Source organism: Roseateles violae (assembly GCF_030410485.1).
GTDB classification, from domain to species: Bacteria; Pseudomonadota; Gammaproteobacteria; order Burkholderiales; family Burkholderiaceae_C; genus Roseateles_D; species Roseateles_D violae.
The window spans coordinates 195,077-216,522 of the sequence record NZ_JAUHHC010000005.1 but is presented as its reverse complement, the minus strand read 5'-3'; the positions used below and the strand labels follow the sequence as shown (position 1 = coordinate 216,522).

Sequence of the window (21,446 nt, the reverse complement as noted above, 5' to 3'; positions counted from 1 at the left end):
GGCTTGCTGAGAGAATCGAACCTCATTCTCGGCGACAAGCCTTCCAAAAAGCAAAACCGATGCAACGCAGTCCCGCGCTTCCCGCCACCCAGTCCGCCAGCCCGAGCGCGCCGCAGAAGACCGATTGGGCCACGGTCGCCAAGCTCTTGCCCTATCTGTGGCGCTATCGCTGGCGGGTGGGTCTGGCGCTGCTGTTCATGCTGGGCGCCAAGCTCAGCAATGTCGGCGTGCCGCTGCTGCTGAAATCGCTGATCGACAGCTTCGCCGTCAAGCCGGGTTCGGCCGAAAGCATCGTCGTCGTGCCCCTGGGCCTGCTGATCGCCTATGGCGGCCTGCGGCTGTCGACCTCGCTGTTCACCGAGCTGCGCGAACTGATCTTCGCCAAGGCCACCGAGGGTACGGCGCGCTCGATCTCGCTGCAGGTGTTCCGCCATCTGCACGACCTCTCCCTGCGCTTCCATCTGGAGCGGCAGACCGGCGGCATGACGCGCGACATCGAGCGCGGCACCCGTGCCGTCCATTCGCTGATCTCCTACTCGCTCTACAGCATCGTGCCGACCTTGATCGAGGTCGTGCTGGTGCTGAGCCTGCTGGCGATCAAGTTCGACGCCTGGTTCGCCTGGATCACCCTGGCCGCGCTGGCCTTCTACATCACGTTCACCGTCGTCGTCACCGAGTGGCGGACCAAGTTCCGCCGCCAGCTCAACGAGCTCGATTCGGTCGCGCACAGCAAGGCGATCGACTCGCTCCTGAACTACGAAACGGTCAAGTACTTCAACAACGAGGACTTCGAGGCGCGGCGCTACGACGAAAGCCTGGAGCAGCTGCGCCGCGCGCAGCTGAAGTCGCAGAAGACGCTGTCCCTGCTGAACACCGGCCAGCAGCTGATCATCGCGAGCGCGCTGGTACTGATGTTGTGGCGCGCGACCCAGGGCGTCGTCGCCCGCCAGATGAGCCTGGGTGACCTGGTGATGGTCAACGCCTTCATGATCCAGCTCTACATCCCGCTGAACTTCCTCGGCGTGATCTACCGCGAGATCAAGCAGAGCCTGACCGATCTGGACAAGATGTTCCGCCTGCTCGAGAAGGAGCGTGAGGTGGCCGATGTGCCGGGCGCGGCCGAGCTGCGGGTCGAGGGCGCGGCGGTGCGTTTCGAGGGCGTGAGCTTCGCCTACGACAAGGCGCGGCCCATCCTGCACGAAGTGTCCTTCGAGATCCCGGCCGGCAGGAAGGTGGCCGTCGTCGGCCCCAGCGGCTCGGGCAAGAGCACCTTGGCGCGGCTGCTCTACCGTTTCTACGACGTCGACGCCGGCCGCATCACGATCGACGGGCAGGATGTGCGCGCGGTGACGCAAGCCAGCCTGCGCCGCGCGATCGGCATCGTGCCGCAGGACACGGTGCTGTTCAACGACACGGTGGCCTACAACATCGCCTACGGCCGGCCCGGCGCCAGCCGCGAGGAGGTCGAGGGCGCCGCGCGCGCCGCCCATATCCACGCCTTCATCAGCGCGACGCCCAAGGCTTACGAGACCATGGTCGGCGAGCGCGGCTTGAAGCTCTCGGGCGGCGAGAAGCAGCGCGTCGCGATCGCCCGCACCTTGCTGAAGAACCCGCCGCTGCTGATCTTCGACGAGGCGACCTCGGCGCTCGATTCGCACAACGAGCGCGCGATCCAGGCCGAGCTGGAATCGGTCGGCCGCAACAAGACGGTGCTGGTGATCGCGCATCGCCTGTCCACCGTCGTCGATGCGCACGAGATCCTGGTGCTCGAAGCCGGCCGCATTGTCGAGCGCGGCGACCACGAGAGCCTGCTGGCGCTGCAGGGCGCTTATGCGCGGATGTGGCGCTTGCAGCAGAGCGGGGGCGAGGCGCAAGCTCTCGAGCGGCCATGAAAAAGGGCCGCTGCGAGCGACCCGGCCGTGCATCTGAAGATATGCCTTACTGGTTGCGCTTGCGGCTCCAAGCCAGCGCTCCGAGCGCGGCCAAGCTCAGCGCCATGCCGGTCGGCTCGGGCACATTGCCACCCCCATTGCCGGCCGCGTCGGCGAAGCTGATATTGTCGAACCACAGCTTGCCGCTGGTGCCGCTGATGTCGAAGGAGCTCGCGGCGACACCGTTCAGGTCGAGGCTTAAGGACGTCCAGTTGCAGACGAAGGCGGAGGCGTCGCACAGCGCGGTTGCCGGGCCGGTCGCCGAGCTGACGGCGGAGCCATTGACCAGGTGGGCCGTAATCGTCACCGTCGACTCACCGCCGTAGATCAGCGAGAAGACGCCGTTGAATTGGTGGTCGGTAGTGATGGTGAACAGATTCGCGACGCCGTTGGTGTTGCGCGAGGTGTTGAGGTTCACCGCGCCACGGTTTGCGGTCGTGCCGCCCGGGCCGTAGAAATTGCCGAGGCCGATGTCCTCGCCGAAGACCTTCTCGCTGCCCGCCAGAAAGACGCCCTCCGAAAAATGCGCGCCCTTGGCCGCGTACAGCTCCCCGACCGCCATATAGCCGGTGTTGGCCGTCACATCCTCGAAGTCCAGCAGCAACGGATCGGCAAACGAAGAGACTGCAGCTACCAGCATGGTGATCGCCGGTATCGACTTGATAGCCTTCATGACCCCGCTCCAATCATTTGAATTGATCTTGAACCCTCGCTGATAACTGTACTCAAACGTAACTGGATTCAAGCCCCTCGGACCCCTTCATATAAGGGGGCGCATAGCGCACCCACAGGGGCGGCAGGGCGCCGGCGGGCCGGCCGCTACACTGAAGCGGTGGAAACCAAATGGCTCGAAGATTTCGTCAGCCTGGCCGAGACGCGCAGCTTTTCGCGCTCCGCCCAGCTGAGACATGTGACCCAGCCGGCGTTCTCGCGCCGCATCCAGGCGCTTGAGGCCTGGGCCGGCGTCGATCTGGTCGATCGCTCGTCCTATCCGACCCGGCTGACCGGCGCTGGCGAGACGCTGCTCGCCCAGGCGGTCGAGATCCTGGGCAGCCTGCAGGCGACGCGCAATATGCTGCGCAGCCATCAGTCGGCCGGCCAGGACATGATCGAGTTCGCCGTCCCGCATTCGCTGGCCTTCAGCTTCTTCCCGCACTGGCTGATGGACCTGCGCCAGCGCTTCGGTGCCTTGAAGAGCCGGCTCAATGCGCTGAACGTGCACGACGCGATGCTGCAGTTGAGCGAGGGCAACTGCGATCTGCTGATCGTCTACCACCACGCCAGCCAGCCGCTGCAACTGGACCCGGAGCGCTACCAGATGGCGTCCCTCGGCCATGAGACCCTGGCCGCCTATGCCAAGGCCGATGCGGAGGGGCAGCCGCTGTTCCGCCTGCCCGGCCATCCGGGCCAGAAGATCCCGTTCCTGAGCTATGCCTCGGGCGCCTATCTGGGCCGCCTGGTCGAGCTGATCGTCAAGGAGTCGGCCAAGCCGCTGAACCTGGACGCGATCTACGAGACCGATATGGCCGAGGGCCTGAAGGCGATGGCGCTGGAAGGTCATGGCCTGACCTTTCTGCCGGCCAGCTCGGTCAAGAAGGAGCTGAAGGCCCGCCGCCTGGTGCAGGCCGCGCCGCGCGGCGAGTTCGAGCTCAGCATGGAGCTGCGCATCTACCGCGAGCGGCCCGAACTGTCGCGGCGCAACAAGCCGGCGGCGCTGGCGCTGTGGGACTTTCTGACTTCCGCCGGCTAGCGCGATTGCCATAGGCTGTCTCGCAAATGCCTGCGCTCCGTAAAAACCCGTATTCGGCGGCGCGGCCCGGCGTGGTCTGCTTCACACCTTGAATCGACCCCGCTATCTGGAGTGTTTATGAAGAAATCTGTGCTCGTTCTTGCCTTGGCCGCGGCCACCGGCCTGGTCCACGCCGAAGACACGCTGAAGAAGATCAAGGACAGCGGCGCCGTCACGATGGGTGTGCGCGAATCATCCGGTGCGCTCTCCTACACGCTCGGCGATGGCAAGTACGTTGGCTACCACGTCGAGATCTGCCAGAAGGTGCTGGCCGATGTGCAAAAGCAGCTGGGCCTGGCCAAGCTGGACATCAAGTACCAGCCGGTGACCTCGCAGAACCGCGTGCCGCTGGTGCAGAACGGCACCGTGGACATCGAGTGCGGCTCGACGACCAACAATGCCAGTCGCGGCAAGGACGTCGCCTTCGCCGTGACGACCTATGTCGAGGAAGTGCGCATCGCCGTCAAGGCCAACTCGGGCATCACCTCGATCGCCCAGCTGAACGGCAAGAACGTCGCCACGACCACCGGCACGACCTCGGTGCAGCTGCTGCGCAAGCATGAGCGCGCCGCCAACGTCGACTTCAAGGAAGTCTTCGGCAAGGACCACGCCGACAGCTTCCTGTTGCTCGAATCGGGCCGCGCCGACGCCTTCGTGATGGACGGCCAGATCCTGGCCGGCAATATCGCCAAGTCCAAGAGCCCGGCCGACTACAAGATCGTCGGCGAGGTGCTGTCGGTCGAGCCGATCGCCATCATGATCCGCAAGGACGACCCGGCCTTCAAGAAGAGCGTGGACGACAGCATCAAGGCCATGATGAAGTCCGGCGAGATCGCCAAGCTCTACGACAAGTGGTTCATGCAGCCGATTCCGCCGGCCAATACCAAGGTCAATCTGCCGGCCAGCGAGGCGACCAAGGCCGCCTGGGCGAATCCGAACGACAAGCCGGTCGAAGAGTACGCGAAGAAGTAATAAGAAAAAGGGCTGGGCATACGCCTGAGCAGCGAGGCCGCCTGCCTAGCCTGGCGGCCTCGGTTTTTTGAGAACAGGAGTTCGCGGTGGCGACATGGGATTGGCAGGTGTTCTGCAAGAACACCATCGACGGGGAGGTCGTGCCGCGCTGTTTCGGCAGCAACGGCGACATCACCTATCTGGACTGGATGCTGTCGGCCTGGGGCTGGACGCTCAGCGTCGCCTTGCTGGCCCTGGTGGTGGCGCTGCTGGTCGGCGCGCTGATGGGCATCCTGCGCACGACGCCCAGCAAGGCGCTGGTCGCGATCGGCAATGTCTGGACCGAGTTGTTCCGCAACATCCCGCTGCTGGTCCAGGTCTTCCTCTGGTACCACGTGCTGCCTGCGCTGTTCCCGGTGCTGCGCGGCGTGCCCAGCTTCATGCTGGTCGTGTTCGCGCTGGGTTTCTTCACCTCGGCGCGGATCTCCGAGCAGGTGCGCGCCGGCATCCAGAGCCTGCCCAAGGGTCAGCGCTATGCCGGCCTGGCAATGGGCTTCAGCCTGCAGCAGACCTATCGCTATGTGCTGCTGCCGATGGCCTTTCGCATCGTCATCCCGCCGCTGACCAGCGAGAGCATGAACATCATCAAGAACTCCTCGGTCGCCTTTGCCGTCAGCATCGCTGAATTGACGATGTTCGCAATGCAGGCCCAGGAGGAGACCTCGCGCGGCGTTGAGGTCTATCTGGCCGTCACCGGCCTGTACTTCGTCTCGGCCTTCCTGATCAACCGCATCGCCCTGTTCATCGAACACCAGGTGCAGATCCCCGGCACGATCGGAGGCGGCAAATGATGCGCCCCCACGTCACTTCGTTCCTGCCCCCAAGCTCGTGCAGCGAGCTTTTACAAGCCCTTGGGGCGCTCGCCTCCCTTGGGGCGGCCCGGCGGGAGGCGCCATGAACCTGGACTTTGCATTCCTCGACTGGAGCGTCGTCTCCAGCTTCATCGCCAAGGGCTTCTTCTTCTCGATCCAGCTGACCTTGATCGCGACCCTGGGCGGCATCGCGCTGGGCACCTTGCTGGCGCTGATGCGCCTGTCCGGCAAGCGGTGGCTGATCCTGCCGGCGGCCTTCTACGTCAACACCTTGCGCTCCATCCCGCTGGTGATGGTGATCCTGTGGTTCTTCCTGCTGATCCCCATGCTGATCGGCCGGCCCATGGGGGCCGAACTGTCGGCCATCATCACCTTCACCGTCTTCGAGGCCGCCTATTTCTCGGAGATCATGCGCGCCGGCATCCAGTCGGTCTCGCGGGGCCAGGTCTTCGCCGGCTATGCGATGGGCATGAGCTACCGCCAGACCATGCAGCTGGTGGTGCTGCCGCAGGCCTTCCGCAATATGCTGCCGGTGCTGATGACGCAGACCATCATCCTGTTCCAGGACACCTCCCTGGTCTATGCGATCGGCGCCTATGACCTGCTGAAGGGCTTCGAGGTCGCCGGCAAGAACTTCAACCGCCCGGTCGAGACCTATCTGGTCGCCGCCGTTGTCTACTTCGTCATCTGCTTCAGCTTGTCCATGCTCGTGCGCCGGCTGCAGAAGAAGATCGCCATCATCCGTTGAAGGCCTGAGCCATGATTGAAATCAAGAACATCTCCAAGTGGTACGGCCCCTTCCAGGTGCTGACCGACTGCTCGACGAACATCGCCAAGGGCGAGGTCGTCGTCGTCTGCGGCCCTTCGGGCTCGGGCAAGTCCACGCTGATCAAGACCGTCAACGCGCTGGAGCCGATCCAGAAGGGCGACATCGTCGTCGACGGCATCTCGATCACCGACCCCAAGACCGATCTGCCCAAGCTGCGCTCGCGCGTCGGCATGGTGTTCCAGCATTTCGAGCTGTTCCCGCATCTGAGCGTGACCGAGAACCTGACGATCGCCCAGATCAAGGTGCTGGGCCGCAGCGCCGACGACGCCAAGACGCGCGGCCTGAAGATGCTGGACCGCGTCGGCCTGTCGGCGCACAAGGATAAGTTCCCCGGCCAGCTGTCCGGCGGCCAGCAGCAGCGCGTCGCGATCGCGCGGGCGCTGTCGATGGATCCGGTCGTGATGCTGTTCGACGAGCCGACCTCGGCGCTCGATCCGGAGATGGTCGGCGAGGTGCTCGACGTGATGGTCAAGCTGGCCCACGAGGGCATGACGATGATGTGCGTGACCCACGAAATGGGCTTTGCCAAGAAGGTCAGCAACCGCGTGATCTTCATGGACGCCGGCCGCATCGTCGAGGATTGCACGCGCGAAGACTTCTTCGGCAGCCCGGAGGCCCGCTCGCCGCGCGCCAAGGACTTCCTGGCCAAGATCCTGCAGCACTGATGAAGAAAAGGGCGCCATCGGCGCCCTTGTCGCATGTCCCGACGGGCCTCAGGGCTCGATCGCCGCGCCTACGACGGCCTCGCCGCCGGCGATCGTGCCGATCCGCGTCGCGCGGCCGCTGGCCAGATCGATCCGGTACCAGCTCGAGCTCGTTCCGCGGCTGATGGCCGAATAGGCGGCGTTGGAGAGGTCCGAGATGTCCAGCGTCGCGTGCTCGAAGGGGCCGATGCCCAGCGGGCCGACCGTGTACAGCCGCCCGGTGTTGGGCGAGACCATCGGCTGCACGCCTTCCTTCATGCCCTGGTGCACCAGCAGGCCCTGGCGGCCGTCGAGCGCGTAGTTGGTGGTGATCTTCTCGTTGTCCTTGTTGTAGGTATAGCCGGCGGCGACGATGGCCGGCGTCTTGCCGGCGTTCGCGTCGGCCGCGTCGTAGGCCAGGCGGCCGTCGAGCTGCACGCCGGGCTGATCGGGGTTGCCGTCGACGATGGCGCCGGTGTCCGGATGCAGGCGCAGATTGAAGCCGGCGTCGTTGACGACGCGGATGCGATCCACCGTCGGGTTGAAGTCGAAGCCCCATTCGGTCGCGCCCTCGCGCGGCAGCGCCAGCGGCGTGCCGACCGGCGTGGCCGTGGCGCTGGTGGTGTCGATGCGGTAGAGCTGCCCGCTGGCGCCCAGGCCGAAGAGCTGGCCCTTGGCCACGCGGTAGTCGATGCCCAGCAGATGCTCCTGCGCGGCCAGGCCGGTGAGCGAGCGGCTCGACAGCAGCTTCTGCGGCTGGCCGGCATTGAACTGGATCAGCTTGTTCGAACCGGTGACGGCGTAAATCGTCTCCTTGGCCGGCGGACCGAGGGGTTCGCCGGGCTCCTGCGTCGCGCAGCCGCCCAGCAGGGCGGCGGTGGCCAGGGCCAGGACTTGACTCTTCATGGTGCGATTCCTCGTTGAAACGACGCGCCATTGTTGGCGCGCCGCCGCGCCGGGCGTTCACCGCGATGCGCGCCCCGCGCGACGGATTTCACGGCCGGGCCGGGTGCGACAATCCCCGCCATGAGCAGCAGCACCACCACCCTCACGATCACCCGCCCCGACGACTGGCATCTGCATGTGCGCGACGAGGCGGCGATGCGCAGCGTCGTGCCCTACACGGCGCGCCAGTTCGGCCGCGCGATCATCATGCCGAATCTGCGTCCGCCGGTGACGACGGCCGAGCAGGCCGCGCATTACCGCGCGCGCATCCGCGCCGCGGTGCCCGAGGGCATGGATTTCGAGCCGCTGATGACCTTGTATCTCACCGACCTGACGCCGGCGGACGAGATCAAGCGGGCCAAGGATGCCGGCGTCGTCGCGCTGAAGCTCTACCCGGCTGGCGCGACGACGAACAGCGACGCCGGCGTGACCGACATCAGGAAGACCTACCGGACGCTGGAGGCGATGCAGAAGGAGGGCATTCTCTTGCTGGTCCACGGCGAGGTCACCGATCCGGCCATCGACGTGTTCGACCGCGAGGCGGTCTTCATCGACCGCGTGATGGCGCCCTTGCGCCGCGACATGCCGGAGCTGAAGGTGGTGTTCGAGCACATCACGACCAAGGAGGCCGCGCAATACGTGGCCGCGGCCGACCGCTATACGGCCGCGACGCTGACGCCGCAGCATCTGCTCTACAACCGCAACGCGATCTTCACCGGCGGCCTGCGCCCGCATTACTACTGCCTGCCGGTGCTCAAGCGCGAGGAACACCGCCAGGCCCTGATCCAGGCGGCCACCTCGGGCTCGCCCAAGTTCTTCCTCGGCACCGACAGCGCGCCGCATGCCTCGGTGATGAAGGAGAACTCGGTCTGCGGCGCCGGCTGCTTTACCGCGCTGTCGGCGCTGGAGCTCTATGCCGAGGCCTTCGAGGCGATGGGCGCGCTGGACAGCTTCGAGGCCTTTGCCAGCTTCAACGGCGCCGACTTCTACGGCCTGCCGCGCAACAGCGGCACGATCACGCTGAGCAAGCAGGAATGGACGCTGCCCGAGGCCGTGGCCTTCGGCGATGCGCAGCTGAAGCCGCTGCGCGGTGGCGAGACGCTGGCCTGGAGGCTGGAAGCATGAGCAGCCGCGTGATGCTGCTGGTCGATTTCGACAATGTCTCGACCGAGGTGATCGAACAGGCCTTCGAGTTGCTGCGCCAGGACTATGGCGCCATCCATGTGCGCCGCGCCTACTGCACGGCCGAGCAGGCGCAGCAGCATGCGGGCTTCATGAAGCGCCTGGGCCTGCGACCCATGGTCAATCTGGCCGTCGGCAAGAACTCGACCGATATCGCGCTGGCCGTCGATGCGATGGACCTGGTGCTCGCCGAGCGGCCGACGGTCGTCGTGATCGTGTCCTCGGACTCCGACTACACGCCGCTGGTCGGCCGCCTGCGCGAGAAGGGTGCCTGGGTGCGCGGCTTCGGTCAGCAGGGCAAGACCGGCGAGGGCGTCCCGGGCGCCTACGACCAGTTCAGCGATATCGCGCATCGCTCGGGCGTCGCCGCGGCCAAGCGGGGCCGCACGCAAGCGCCGACCCCGGCGCCGGCCGCCAAGCCGGTGCCGGCTCTTGCCTCCGCGCCCGCACCGGCCGCCGCAAAACGCAAGCCCGCCGCGCGCAAGAAGTCCGTGGCCGCGCCCGCGCCGGCCGAAGCCGCGGCGCCCGCGCTGCCGCCCGAGATCGAGGCCATCCTGCAGGCCGTGCCGGCGCTGCGCGGCGGCGAGCGGGTCGAGCTCGGCGAGGCGGCCCAGGCTTTGCGCCAGGCCGGCCTCTTGGCGCGCACGGCGCCCTCGACCAAGCTGTTCAAGAAGCATGGCGCGCATTTCCTGCTGTCGCCGGAGCGCCAGCCGAACAAGGTGCAGTTCAGCGCCGCCTGAGTTGCCGCGGCCCGGGGCCGAAACCCGCTAGCATCGGCGCCATGCATCATGGCTCGATCGGGGAGGATCGCTTGCTCTCAATGTCGAAGAGGCGCCGGCCGGGCCGGGCCGCGTCCATGCTGGCGCTGGCTGCGCTGCTGCTGTCCGGCGCCGTCTCGGCGCAGGTTCGGCCGCCGGTCGCCGCGTCCGCTGCCACGCCAGCGGCCGCTGCGGCCTCGGCACCGCCGGCCGCCGTCTCGGCCACCGCGCGGCGCGTCTACGAGCGCGCCCGCTCGCAGCTGCTGCAGATCCGCACCCTGCTGAAGAACCAGGACAGCCAGGCCTCGGTCGGTTCCGGCTTTCTGGTCAGCGAGGACGGCCATGTGATGACCAACTATCACGTCGTCAGCCAGGCCGCGCTGGAGCCCGATCGCTACCGCCTGCGCTATGCGACGACCGAGGGCCAGGAGGGCCGGCTGGAGCTGCTGGACTTCGACGTGCGCCGCGATCTGGCCCTGCTGCGTGCGGTGCCGGCCGACGCCAAGAGTCTGCAGGGGCGCGGCAAGCTGGGCTTCCGCCCCTTGGGCGAGCCGCTGTCCAAGGGCGATCGCATCTATTCGATGGGCAATCCGCACGACGTCGCCTTCGCCGTCGTCGAGGGCAATTACAACGGCCTGGTCGAGCGCAGCTTCGACGCGCTGATCTACTACGCCGGCAGCATCAACGCCGGCATGAGCGGCGGCCCGGTGGTGGACGAGGAAGGGCGCGTCGTCGGCGTCAATGTCTCGGCGATGTTCTTTGCCCAGCAGATGAGCTTTCTGGTGCCGGGCGAATACGCGCAGGCGCTGTTCGAGCGCAGCCGCGATGCCAAGGCGATGACGAAGCCGGCCTGGCCGCGCCTGCGCGAGCAGCTGCTGGCCTACCAGGACGAGCTGACGATGCGCTTCGTCGCCCAGCCCTGGCGTTCGGCCGGCCACGCGCGCTACCAGTTGCCGGTGCCGCAGGAGCAGTTCATGCGCTGCTGGGGGCGGGGGACCCCGGCCGATACCAAGGGCCTGGAGTTCCAGCGTTCGCAATGCCGGATGGAGCATGCGCTGTTCGTCAACGGCCAGTTGCAGACCGGCTATCTGGACATCTCGCACGAGGCCTACGACGGCCGCAAGCTCGGCGCGCTGCGCTTTGCCAAGCAGTATTCGGACAGCTTCCGCAACGAGCGCCTGGGCCGCGAGGACAAGACCCGCACCGCACCGTTCTGCAAGGAGGAGTTCATCGACCGCGAGGGCCTGCCGCTGCGCGCCGTCGTCTGCCTGCGCGCCTACCGCAAGCTCGAGGGCCTGCACGATCTGAGCATCCTGGTGACGACCGTGGATGCCGCCACCGAGGGTGCGCTGGGCCGCTTCGACGCGCGCGGCGTCTCCTTCGACAACGCGCTGAAGCTGAGCGCCCATTATCTGGAGGGTTTCGCATGGACGGCGGACCGCAAGACCGCGCCGCGGTGATCGAGGTGCTCGACCGCGACGGCCAGGCGCGCGCCGTCCACAAGATCCGCCAATGGCCGGCCCGCATCGGCCGTTCGCCCGGCTGCGAGCTGGTGCTGGACGACGCGCATGTCGCGGCCGAGCATGCCGAGCTCAGCTGGAGCGACGAGGCCGAGGGTCCGCGCCTGACCCTGCTGCCCAGCCTGAATGGCGGCTGGATCGGCGAGCGCCGTCTGGCCGCCGGCGAGTCGGTGGCGCTGGGCGCTGCGGCGCTGTTTCAGCTCGGCGCGACCCAGCTGCGTTGGCGCAGCGCCGCCGCGCCGCTGGCGCCCGAGCTGCCGCTGGAAAGCCATCAGCTGCGCCGCGTGGTGACGCGCGCCGGCCGGCTCGCGCTGCCGCTGCTCCTGCTGGCCTGGCTGGCGCTGCTGGCCTTCGAGCAATGGACCAGCCTGAACCCCGGCTCGCGGCTGATCGAGTACAGCTCGCCGGTGCTGGGGCCGCTGGCCGCGGTGCTCGGCTGGGCCGCGGCCTGGTCGCTGGTGACGCAGCTGTTCCGCCACCGCTTCCCCTTCGCCAGCCATCTGCGGCGCGCCCTGGTCTGGCTGCTGGCGATGCAGCTGCTGGACAGCCTGCTCCCGCTGCTCGCCTATGCCTTCTCCTGGGGGCGGCTGATGGTCATCGGCGATCTGCTATTCCCGGTCAGCATGGCGCTGCTGTTGTGGTGGCATGCCAGCCTGGTCTGGCCGCGCGCGCGCCGTGCGCTGGCGACCGGCCTGGGCCTGCTGCTGCTGCTGGGCCTGGGCCTGAACGCCGCGCGCCGCCAGGAGCAGCAGCACTGGTTCGGCCCGCCCTATCTGAGCGCGCTGCCACCGCCGGCCCTGCGCCTGGCCACGCCGAAACCGCCGCAGGCGCTGCTCGAGCAGCTGCGTCCGCTGCAGGCGGAGCTGGCCCGCCAGGCGAAGAAGGACAACGAGGAGCCGGATTCGGACGGCCAGGAAGAGTAGGCCGCGCAGGCGTGTCGGCTGAACGATAATGGCGGCCGTGAAGCAAGTCAGACCGCCGCTGGCCCGGGCATGGAAACATGGGGCTGGAGGAAGGTCCGGACTGCACAGAGCGGCGTAGCAGCTAACGGCTGTCCGGCGTGAGCCGAGGATCAGAGCAACAGAGACGAGTCGATCGAACGTGCGGGGTGTCACAGCCCCGCGGGACCGCAAGCGCAGCCTGCGGGATCGGGTGAAACGGGCAATCTCTACGCGCAGCAACACCAAGTAGGCCAGTATTGATGCGGCTCGCAGAGCTGGCGGGTAGGTGGCACCGAGCCGGGCAGCGATGCCCGGCCAAGAGGAATGGCGGTCACGGGACCGGGCCCGCAAGGGTCAGGTCCCGCACAGAATCCGGCCTATCGACTTGCTTCACCTTTTTTCCTGCCGGCCGAGCGGCAGCGATCAGCGGCGCAGCAGCGCCTCGATCGTCTGCTGCACGGCCAGCGACTCGGCGTAGCCGGGCAGGCTGTGCGAGCGGCCTTCGATCATTGCCACCCATTGCTGCAGCTGGTCGGCCTGGGCTGCGTTGCGCAGCAGGGCCGCGTCGCCGAGCGGGCGGCTGCCATCGTGGCGACGCTGCTGGACCTCGCTGAACCACTGGCCCAGCTCGATCTCGCCGGCGGCGCCCCGCCACAGCATGCGGTTGCGGTCGGCCACCTCACCGGCCACGGCGCCGGTGATGCGCACCGGCACGCCACCGGCCTGCAGCTCGGCGCGCAGCGCCGTCTCGGCGCCGATGCCGTCGGCCGGATAGCTGGCGGCGCTGGCCTGCACGGTCGCCGGGCCCAGCACGCGCTGCAGCACGAAGATGAAGTGCGACAGCACCTCGCGGGTGAAGCCGCCCTCGACACGCTCGGCCAGCCAGCGGCCGGCCGCCGCCTGCCAGGGCCGCGGCCAGGCAGCGAAAGCCACTTCCAGCTCGACGGCGGTCAGCTCGCCCAGCGGCCGCTTGGCGGCGGCGCCGAAGCTCGTCTGCAGCAGGCCCAGGCCCGGCGAGGAGGCGAGGGCGAAATTGACCGCGGCGCGTCGGCCCTCGCGCTCGATGCGCGCGATGCAGCGGCGCGCGGCCTCGAAGTCCACCGTCAGCGGCTTCTCGCAGAACACGGCCAGGCCGGCGTCGAAGGCCAGCTCGGTGAGCGCCATATGGGGCGCCGGCGGCGTCGCGATATAGAGGCTGTGCAGGCCTTCGCTGGCGATCAGCCCGGCCGCGCTGTCGGCCGCGCGCAGCTGCGGATAGGTCTGCAAGGTCCGGGCGACGGCGGCCGGATCGGCGTCCCAGACCCAGGCGGCCTGCAGGCGCTCGTGGCCGGCCAGCCGTGCCAGCATGCGCTGGCCCATCACGCCCAGACCGATCACGCCGATACGCAGGCGCTGTCCATCATCACGATTGCTCATCTCATCACCACGCTCGTTCGCATTGCACAGACATCGAGCCGCGCAGTGTAGGGGCCGCCGCTACACTGGCAAGCCATCCCCGCGCCGCATCGTCCCGCGATCGGCCTCCAAGAAGAAACGATCGATGAATCCAGAAGCCAGCCAATTGTGGCGCGCCCCGCGCTGGGCCCTGGCCGTCTTGCTGGCCTGCCTGGGCATGATCGGCCCGTTCTCGATCGACACCTATCTGCCGGCCTTCTCCGGCATCGCCAAGGCGCTCGGCGCGACGCCGGTCGAGATGCAGCAAACGCTGTCCAGCTATCTGTTCGGCTTCGCGGTGATGAACCTGTTCCACGGCGCGCTGTCCGACAGCTTCGGCCGCCGCCCGGTCGTGCTCTGGGGCATGGCGGTGTTCACCCTGGCCTCGCTGGGCTGCGCGCTGGCCGGCAGCATCGGTCAGCTGGTGTTCTGGCGCACGGTGCAGGGCATGTCGGCCGGCGCCGGCATCGTCGTCTCGCGCGCCATCATCCGCGATATGTTCCCGCCGTCCGAGGCGCAGCGGGTGATGTCGCAGGTGACGATCTTCTTCGGCGTCGCGCCGGCGATCGCACCGATGGTCGGCGGCTTCCTCTTCGTCCACGCGGACTGGCATTCGATCTTCTGGTTCCTGGTGCTGGTCGGCGTCGCGCTCTTCGTTGCCAACTGGCGCCTGCTGCCCGAGACCCTGCACAGGGAGATGGTCCAGCCCTTCCACGTCGTGCCGCTGCTGAAGGGCTACTGGCGGCTGACCAGCAGCCGGCGCTTCCTCCTGCTGGCCTTCGCCAGCGGCGTGCCCTTCAACGGGCTCTTCCTCTATGTGCTGGCCGCGCCGGTCTTCCTGGGCGAGCATCTACAGCTGGCGCCGCAGCAGTTCTTCTGGTTCTTCTGCTTCTCGATCGGCGGCATCATGGGCGGCGCCTGGCTGAGCGGCCGCCTGGCCGGCAAGATCAAGCCCAAGCACCAGATCCGCCATGGCTTCGTCATCATGGCCCTGGTCTCGGTGCTCAATATCGTGCTGAACCTGCTGCTGCCGCCCAGCCCCTGGTGGTGCCTGCCCATCATCTTCGGCTTCGGCTTCGGCTGGGCGCTGATGGTGCCGGTGGTGACCATCCTGGTGCTGGACCAGGCGCCCGACCGCCGCGGCATGGCCTCCTCGCTGCAGGCCTGCATCGGCAGCATCGCCAACGGCATCGTCGCCGGCGTGGTCGTGCCCCTGGTCATGCATTCGACCCTGGCGCTGGCGCTGACGATGATGGCGATGATGTGCATAGGCCTGCTGGCCTGGCTCTGGGTCAAGCCCGCAGTCAGTTAAAGATTCATCGGCGGCGGCCGATGAAGCAGCGATGAGCAAGTTCCCGTTCCGCCGTGCCGGCGCCGCCGCCGTCGTCTCCTGTGCCCTGCTGGCGCTGTCGCCGGCGGCCGCCGCCGCTGCGGACGAGGAGCCGCTGGAGCTGCTGCGCCAGCGGCTGGCCGAGCAACTCAGCAAGCCGGAAGCGAAGCCGGCCGCCAAGCCCGGCAAGGCGGCGCCGGCCCGGCCGGCAGCATCCTCGGCCGCCCATTCATCGGCCCATCCGGCCGCCTACTCGGGCGCGCTCGAACCGCGGCCGGAGCCCCGGCCCGAGCCGGCGGCCCATGGCGCCGCCGCCGCCCACTGGGGCTATGCCGGCGAGGCCGGGCCCGAGCATTGGGCCGGCCTGAGCGCCGACAACCGGCTCTGTGCCAGCGGCACGCGGCAGAGCCCCATCGACATCCGCGAGGGCATCAAGGTCGAGCTGGAAAAGATCCGCTTCGACTACCGGCCCAGCGGCTTCTCGGTGCTGGACAACGGCCACACGGTGCAGGTCGATCTCGCCCCCGGCAATGCGCTGCAGGTGATGGGCCGGCGCTACGAGCTGCAGCAGTTCCACTTCCACCGGCCGAGCGAGGAGCGCGTCAACGGCCGCGCCTACGAGATGGTCGCCCACCTGGTCCACCAGGACGGGCAGGGGCGGCTGGCCGTGGTCGCGGTGCTGCTGGAGCGCGGCGCCGACGGCCGCCCGCATCCGTTGGTGCAGACGGTCTGGAACAATCTGCCGCTGGAGAAGGGCGAGGCGCTGCCGGGCCCGGGCCAGCTCGATCCGCTGCAGCTGCTGCCGGCCGAGCGCGGCTACTACACCTATATGGGCTCGCTGACGACGCCGCCCTGCTCGGAGGGCGTGCTGTGGATGGTGATGCGCCAGCCGGTCGCGCTGAGCGCGCAGCAGATCGCCATCTTCGCCAAGCTCTACCCGATGAACGCGCGGCCGGTGCAGGCCGGCGCCGGGCGGCTGATCAAGGAGTCCCAGTAGGCTGCGCGTTGATGCTGCCAGGCCTGCGGCTGGCCGCGGCGCGGCTGAACCACAGGTGCAGGGTCGCGAACAGCTGTTCGGCGACCACCGGCTTGGCCACATGGTCGTTCATGCCGGCCTCCAGGCAGCGCTGGCGCTCCTCGGCAAAGGCATTGGCCGTCATCGCCAGGATGGGGATGTCGCGGCCGATCTCGGTGCGGCGGATCGCGCGCGTCGCGTCCAGCCCGTCCATCACCGGCATCTGCACGTCCATCAGCACCAGCGCGTAGTCGCGCTGGCCGATCATGTCCAGGGCCTGCTGGCCGTCCGCGGCCACGTCGACCTCGATGCCGGCGCTGGCCAGCAGCGCGACGGCGACCTCCTGGTTGACCGCGTTGTCCTCGGCCAGCAGCACCCGCGTGCCGCCAAACTGCTGCTGCAGCAGCTCGCGCGCCGCATGGCTGCGCGGCTGCGGCGCCGCCGCGGCCGGCGCCGCCTCGCTCTTCTCGACCTTGAGGCTGAACCAGAAGCGGCTGCCCAGGCCCGGCGCACTGTGCACGCCGACCTCGCCCTGCATCAGCTCGGCCAGGCGACGGCAGATCGCCAGGCCCAGGCCGGTGCCGCCGTAGCGGCGCGTCGTCGAGCTGTCGGCCTGCTCGAAGTCCTGGAACAGGCGGCGCTGCACGTCCTCGGCGATGCCGATGCCGCTGTCCTGCACCTCGAAGCGCAGCTGCAGCGCATGGCCCAGCTCGCGCTCGACGCGGGCGGACAGGCGCACGAAGCCGACCTCGGTGAACTTGACCGCATTGCCGGCGAAGTTGAGGAGCACCTCGGAGATGCGCTGCGCATCGCCCAGCAGCACCTGCTTGGCCAGCCGCGGCTCGACGTCGACCTTGACCTGCAGCCGCTTCTCGGCCGCGCGCTGCGCCAGCATGCTGGAGATGTTGTCCAGCACCTGGGTGACGGTGAACTCGCTGTGCTCCAGCTGCAGCTTGCCGGCCTCGATCTTGGAGAAGTCCAGCACATTGTTGATCACCGACAGCAGGTGCTCGGCCGCATCGGCCACCTTCTGCAGCCGCTCCTGCTGCACCGGCTCGGTGGTGTCGCTCTGCACCAGATAGGTCAGGCCGATGATGGCGTTCATCGGCGTGCGGATCTCGTGGCTCATATTGGCCAGGAAGGCGCTCTTGGCCAGACTGGCCGCCTCGGCCGCCTGGGTCGCCTCGGCCAACTCGGCGGTGCGCGCCTCGACCAGTTCCTCCAGATGGTGGCGGTAGCGGCCCAGCTCCAGCGCGTCGCGGCGCTGGCGCGAGATATCGGTCAGGAAGCCGTGCCAGAGCACGGTGCCGCCTTCTTCCAGCTGGGCGATCGCATTGCCGTAGAGCCAGCGCTCGCTGCCGTCGCTGTTGTGGGTGCGGAACTCCTGCTGCCAGGGCGCCAGATGCCGGGCCGAGGTCATCAGCGATTCGCGCACCGCCGGCCGGTCCTCCGGATGGATCTGCTCGAACCAGGGACGCGCGTCATGGCCCAGCGCATGGGCGCTGAGCTGGAAATAGTCCTTCACCGCCTCCGACACATAGGCGAAGGAGAAGCTGCCGTCGCGGCCCAGGCGCAGCTGGTAGACAACGCCCGGCACCGTCTCGGCCATGCCGCGCAGGCGCTCGATCAGCGCGCGCTGGCGGTCGAACTGGCCCTGCAGCGCGTCGCGCATATTTTCCAGATGGCCGCCGAGCCGGCCGATCTCGTCATGGCTGCCCGGTTTCAGCTGGGCGCTGAAGCGGCCCTCGGCCAGGTCGTTGGCAAAGCCGCCAAGCTCGCGCAGCGGCCGCATCACGCGCGAATTGAGCAGGGCCAGGATCAGGGCGAGCGAGGCCAGCAGCTGGCCGCCGACCGTCAGGCCGTAGAGCCAGCGCTGGCGGGTCAGCGCCTCGGTGCTCAGATGGTCGTCGATCTCGATCTGGATATGGCCGATGCGGGTCGAGCCGCGGAAGACCTCGCGCTCGCCCTGCACCGCATGGCCGAGCTTGCGCTCGGGGTAGCTCATCTCGATGAAGGGCACGCCCTGCGAGGCATCGCTGACCTTGACCCGCACGACATCGGGCGACTTCATGATGGCCGACACCACCTCGCGCGCGGCCACCGCGTCCAGATTCCACAGCAGCTCGGGCAGGCTGGAGGCCAGCACGTCCAGCTTGGCCTCCAGATCGCGCTGCTGCGCGCTGGCGGCGACCTGGGGCTCGCGCAGGCCGATCAGGATGCCGCCCACGGTCAGCGCCGGCAGCAGCAGGCCGATGCTGGCGCCCAGCGCGATCGCGACGAATAGCGAGCTCGATGCTTTTCTGCTCAAAACCTGTGACCTCATCAATCCCGCTGGCGGCCTGGGGCGGCCGGCTCGGCAGTCCTTGCCCTTCCGGTCGGCCAGGCCGGAATCCTGCGCATTCTCTCCCCGCGCCCGGTCGCTTCCAGCGCATCCTCGGCGCTTTGCCGCCAATGGCGCCGGGTTTTCCACTGTTTTTGACGGGATTGTGGCGGCGATCCAACCGTCGGATGCTCGATTCTGGTGCCGGCGGCCGTCGCTGGTGCGCGCGCCTCGCTCCGCTGGTGCATCGGGCGCCGCGGCGGTGCGGCAACCGGGAGGCGGCAGCCGCTGGCGGCGGCTGGTGCGCTTATTGCAACGCCCGCTGCAGGAGACTGCCATGAGACCGAGCTTCGACGAAATGCAGGCCCCGGGGGGCGCCGATCCGACGACGACGCGCGAGCATTACCGCAGCTATGCCCAATGGCTGGCCGAGCAGCCGGAGGCGACGATGCGGGCGCGCCGCGAGGAGGCCGAGCTGATCTTCCGCCGCGTCGGCATCACCTTTGCCGTCTATGGCGACAAGGACGGCGGCGAGGGCACCGAGCGGCTGATTCCGTTCGACCTGATCCCGCGCGTGATCCCGGCGCACGAATGGCGCGAGATGGAGCGGGGCCTGCGGCAGCGGGTGACGGCGCTGAACCGCTTCATCGAGGACGTCTACCACGGCCAGGAGATTCTCAAGGCCGGCGTGGTGCCGGCCGAGCAGATCCTGGGCAATGCGCAGTTCCGCCCGCAGATGATGGGCGTCGACGTGCCGCGCGGCATCTACTCGCACATCGCCGGCGTCGACATCGTGCGCGCCGCCAATGCCGACGGCACGGGCAGCTATTACGTGCTGGAAGACAATCTGCGCGTGCCCAGCGGTGTCAGCTATATGCTGGAGAACCGCAAGATGATGATGCGGCTCTTTCCGGAGCTGTTCGCCCGCCACCGCATCGCGCCGGTCGCGCATTACCCCGATCTGCTGCTGGAGACTCTGCGCAGCGTCGCGCCGCAGGGCATCAGCAATGCCGGCGAGCCGACCGTCGTCGTGCTGACGCCGGGCATGTACAACTCGGCCTATTTCGAGCATGCCTTCCTGGCCCAGCAGATGGGCGTCGAGCTGGTCGAGGGTCAGGACTTGTTCGTCAAGGACGGCTTCGTCTTCATGCGCACGACGCGCGGGCCGAAGCGGGTCGACGTGATCTACCGCCGCCTGGACGACGACTTCCTCGACCCCAGCGTGTTCCGCGCCGATTCGCAGCTGGGCTGCGCCGGCCTGGTCGAGGCCTACAAGGCCGGCAACGTCACCCTGTCGAACGCGATCGGCACCGGCATCGCCGACGACAAGTCGATCTATCCCTATGTGCCGCGGATGATCGAGTTCTACCTCGGCGAGAAGCCGATCCTGAACAATGTGCCGACCCATATCTGCCGCGAGCCCGAGGCGCTGGCCTATGTGCTGGATCATCTGCCCGAACTGGTCGTCAAGGAGGTGCATGGCGCCGGCGGCTACGGCATGCTGGTTGGCCCGGCGGCGACCCGGCAGGAGATCGCCGACTTCCGCGCCCAGCTGCTGGCGCGACCCGACAACTACATCGCGCAGCCGACGCTGTCCCTGTCGACCTGCCCGACCTATGTCGAGTCCGGGATCGCGCCCCGCCACATCGATCTGCGCCCCTTCGTGCTGTCCGGCACGACGGTGCAGACGGTGCCCGGCGGCCTGACCCGGGTCGCCCTGAAGGAGGGCTCGCTGGTGGTCAACAGCAGCCAGGGCGGCGGCACCAAGGACACCTGGGTGCTGGAAGGCTGAGGGAGGACGAGATGCTTTCAAGAGCCGCCGACCATCTCTTCTGGCTGGCCCGCTATATGGAGCGGGCGGGTCAAGCGCGCAGCGCTTGGGGCGAAGCCCACAACACGGCGACGCGCGTCAGCGCGTGCGGTGTTTTCTGCCAAGAGGAGCCGAAGCATGCTGTCTAGAACCGCTGATCATCTCTTTTGGCTGGCCCGCTATATGGAACGGGCAGAAAACACCGCGCGCATGCTGGACGTCAACTACCAGACCTCGCTGCTGCCGCAGTCGGCCGAGCTGGCCGAGCAGGGCTGGCACAGCCTGCTGTCGATCTCGGAGCTCAGCGCCGACTACCAGGCGCGCTATGGCGAGGTCGAGGCGAAGACGGTCAAGGACTTCATCGTCCGCGATGCCGCCAATCCCTCCTCCATCATCAGCTGCCTGCGCGCGGCGCGCGAGAACGCCCGCGCGGTGCGCGGCACGCTGACGACCGAGGTCTGGGAGACGACCAACCACACCTGGCTGGAGTTCAACCGCCTGCTGAAGGACGGGCTGCTGACGCGCGATCCGGCCTCGCTGTTCGAATGGGTCAAGTTCCGCTCGCATCTGTCGCGCGGCGTCACCGTCGGCACCATGCTGCAGGACGAGGCCTTCGACTTTCTGCGCATCGGCAGCTTTCTGGAGCGGGCCGACAACACGGCGCGCCTGCTCGACGTCAAGTTCCACCGCCAGCCGGCCGCGGCGCAGAGCCAGCGCCAGAGCCAAGGCGAGGAGGAGGGGCCGGCCGAGCGCGACACGGCGCGCGATTTCTACCACTGGTCGGCCATCCTGCGCTCGGTCTCGGCCTTCGAGATCTATCGCAAGGTCTACAGCAATGTCATCCAGCCGGACAAGGTCGCCGAGCTGCTGATCCTGCGCGCGAACATGCCGCGCTCGCTCGCGCATTGCATGGGCCGGCTGATCAGCAATCTGAAGCGGGTCGCCAACGACCCGGGCGGCGAGACCATGCGCCAGGCCGGCAAGCTGCGCGCCGAGCTCGAGTATGCGCAGATCGACGAGATCATCGAGGCCGGCCTGCATGCCTTCCTGACCCAGTTCCTGGAACGGGTCAATGCGCTGGGCGCCGGCATCAGCCGCGATTTCATCATGATGCCGTCGTCCTGAGCGGGAGGGAT

19 protein-coding genes and 1 other RNA gene are annotated in these 21,446 nt (G+C 68.0%); 16 read left to right on the top strand and 4 right to left on the bottom strand.

The features are described from left to right. Positions 1-59: 59 nt before the first annotated feature. Positions 60-1,892, top strand: a complete 1,833-nt coding sequence (locus tag QWJ38_RS18550) for an ABCB family ABC transporter ATP-binding protein/permease (protein WP_290360604.1) — start codon at positions 60-62, stop codon at positions 1,890-1,892. A 46-nt stretch (positions 1,893-1,938) separates the two neighbouring features. On the opposite strand, the gene QWJ38_RS18545 is transcribed toward QWJ38_RS18550, so the two are convergent. Then, on the bottom strand, positions 1,939-2,604 hold the full coding sequence (locus QWJ38_RS18545; RefSeq protein ID WP_290360603.1) for a PEP-CTERM sorting domain-containing protein: 666 nt from the start codon (positions 2,602-2,604) through the stop codon (positions 1,939-1,941). 159 nt (positions 2,605-2,763) lie between these two features. Between QWJ38_RS18545 and QWJ38_RS18540 the strand changes: the two genes are divergently transcribed. From QWJ38_RS18540 to QWJ38_RS18520, 5 genes are all read left to right on the top strand, one after another. Continuing rightward, positions 2,764-3,681, top strand: coding sequence for a LysR substrate-binding domain-containing protein (locus QWJ38_RS18540; protein WP_290360602.1), 918 nt, complete (start codon positions 2,764-2,766; stop codon positions 3,679-3,681). Positions 3,682-3,798: 117 nt separating this feature from the next. Further along, on the top strand, positions 3,799-4,692 hold the full coding sequence (locus QWJ38_RS18535; RefSeq protein WP_290360601.1) for a transporter substrate-binding domain-containing protein: 894 nt from the start codon (positions 3,799-3,801) through the stop codon (positions 4,690-4,692). Positions 4,693-4,778: 86 nt separating this feature from the next. Continuing rightward, the gene (locus tag QWJ38_RS18530; RefSeq protein ID WP_290360600.1) at positions 4,779-5,522 is read left to right on the top strand and encodes an amino acid ABC transporter permease; all 744 of its coding nucleotides are present in this window, start codon (positions 4,779-4,781) and stop codon (positions 5,520-5,522) included. 103 nt (positions 5,523-5,625) lie between these two features. Beyond that, the gene (locus tag QWJ38_RS18525) at positions 5,626-6,291 is read left to right on the top strand and encodes an amino acid ABC transporter permease (RefSeq protein ID WP_290360599.1); all 666 of its coding nucleotides are present in this window, start codon (positions 5,626-5,628) and stop codon (positions 6,289-6,291) included. 11 nt (positions 6,292-6,302) lie between these two features. Beyond that, positions 6,303-7,037: an amino acid ABC transporter ATP-binding protein gene (locus tag QWJ38_RS18520; protein ID WP_290360598.1), complete on the top strand. Its 735-nt coding sequence runs from the start codon at positions 6,303-6,305 to the stop codon at positions 7,035-7,037. A 48-nt stretch (positions 7,038-7,085) separates the two neighbouring features. Here the strand turns inward: QWJ38_RS18520 and QWJ38_RS18515 are convergent, their stop codons facing one another. Next, positions 7,086-7,961 carry a DUF4394 domain-containing protein gene (locus tag QWJ38_RS18515; protein ID WP_290360597.1) on the bottom strand — a complete coding sequence of 292 codons (876 nt, stop codon included), beginning with the start codon at positions 7,959-7,961 and terminating at the stop codon, positions 7,086-7,088. A 120-nt stretch (positions 7,962-8,081) separates the two neighbouring features. Here QWJ38_RS18515 and pyrC point away from each other — a divergent pair, with 120 nt between their 5' ends. The 5 genes from pyrC (at position 8,082) to rnpB (ending at position 12,797) form a co-directional block, all read left to right on the top strand. Next, a complete protein-coding gene (gene pyrC, locus QWJ38_RS18510) occupies positions 8,082-9,125 on the top strand; it encodes a dihydroorotase (RefSeq protein ID WP_290360596.1) in 1,044 nt (347 codons plus the stop codon). Further along, positions 9,122-9,922, top strand: a complete 801-nt coding sequence (locus QWJ38_RS18505; RefSeq protein ID WP_290360595.1) for an NYN domain-containing protein — start codon at positions 9,122-9,124, stop codon at positions 9,920-9,922. Before pyrC ends, QWJ38_RS18505 begins: the two co-directional genes overlap by 4 nt. 80 nt (positions 9,923-10,002) lie before the next feature. Further along, positions 10,003-11,400 carry a S1 family peptidase gene (locus QWJ38_RS18500; RefSeq protein ID WP_290360594.1) on the top strand — a complete coding sequence of 466 codons (1,398 nt, stop codon included), beginning with the start codon at positions 10,003-10,005 and terminating at the stop codon, positions 11,398-11,400. Continuing rightward, positions 11,367-12,383: an FHA domain-containing protein gene (locus QWJ38_RS18495; RefSeq protein ID WP_290360593.1), complete on the top strand. Its 1,017-nt coding sequence runs from the start codon at positions 11,367-11,369 to the stop codon at positions 12,381-12,383. The genes QWJ38_RS18500 and QWJ38_RS18495 overlap by 34 nt, the downstream gene beginning before the upstream one ends. A 39-nt stretch (positions 12,384-12,422) precedes the next feature. Beyond that, positions 12,423-12,797: RNase P RNA component class A (gene rnpB, locus QWJ38_RS18490), an RNA gene on the top strand. A gap of 27 nt (positions 12,798-12,824) precedes the next feature. On the opposite strand, the gene QWJ38_RS18485 is transcribed toward rnpB, so the two are convergent. After that, entirely contained in the window at positions 12,825-13,817 is a 993-nt protein-coding gene (locus QWJ38_RS18485; RefSeq protein ID WP_290360592.1) for a Gfo/Idh/MocA family protein, read from the bottom strand. Positions 13,818-13,941: 124 nt separating this feature from the next. Between QWJ38_RS18485 and QWJ38_RS18480 the strand changes: the two genes are divergently transcribed. Together QWJ38_RS18480 and QWJ38_RS18475 are read left to right on the top strand one after the other, a co-directional pair. Beyond that, positions 13,942-15,147, top strand: coding sequence for a multidrug effflux MFS transporter (locus QWJ38_RS18480; protein ID WP_290360591.1), 1,206 nt, complete (start codon positions 13,942-13,944; stop codon positions 15,145-15,147). Positions 15,148-15,178: 31 nt separating this feature from the next. Further along, entirely contained in the window at positions 15,179-16,162 is a 984-nt protein-coding gene (locus QWJ38_RS18475; RefSeq protein WP_290360590.1) for a carbonic anhydrase, read from the top strand. Here the strand turns inward: QWJ38_RS18475 and QWJ38_RS18470 are convergent. Beyond that, the gene (locus QWJ38_RS18470) at positions 16,146-18,488 is read right to left on the bottom strand and encodes an ATP-binding protein (RefSeq protein ID WP_290360589.1); all 2,343 of its coding nucleotides are present in this window, start codon (positions 18,486-18,488) and stop codon (positions 16,146-16,148) included. The two genes, QWJ38_RS18475 and QWJ38_RS18470, sit on opposite strands and share 17 nt — an antisense overlap. Positions 18,489-18,837: 349 nt before the next feature. Here QWJ38_RS18470 and QWJ38_RS18465 point away from each other — a divergent pair, with 349 nt between their 5' ends. From QWJ38_RS18465 to QWJ38_RS18460, 3 genes are read left to right on the top strand one after another with little or no spacing between them, the layout of a single operon-like run. After that, positions 18,838-20,292 (top strand): circularly permuted type 2 ATP-grasp protein, encoded by a 1,455-nt coding sequence (locus tag QWJ38_RS18465; protein WP_290360588.1) that lies wholly within the window; start codon positions 18,838-18,840, stop codon positions 20,290-20,292. Between the two features lie 11 nt (positions 20,293-20,303). Continuing rightward, the gene (locus QWJ38_RS24035) at positions 20,304-20,459 is read left to right on the top strand and encodes an alpha-E domain-containing protein (protein ID WP_350340439.1); all 156 of its coding nucleotides are present in this window, start codon (positions 20,304-20,306) and stop codon (positions 20,457-20,459) included. After that, the gene (locus QWJ38_RS18460) at positions 20,449-21,435 is read left to right on the top strand and encodes an alpha-E domain-containing protein (RefSeq protein WP_290360587.1); all 987 of its coding nucleotides are present in this window, start codon (positions 20,449-20,451) and stop codon (positions 21,433-21,435) included. The genes QWJ38_RS24035 and QWJ38_RS18460 overlap by 11 nt, the downstream gene beginning before the upstream one ends. Positions 21,436-21,446: the final 11 nt, after the last annotated feature.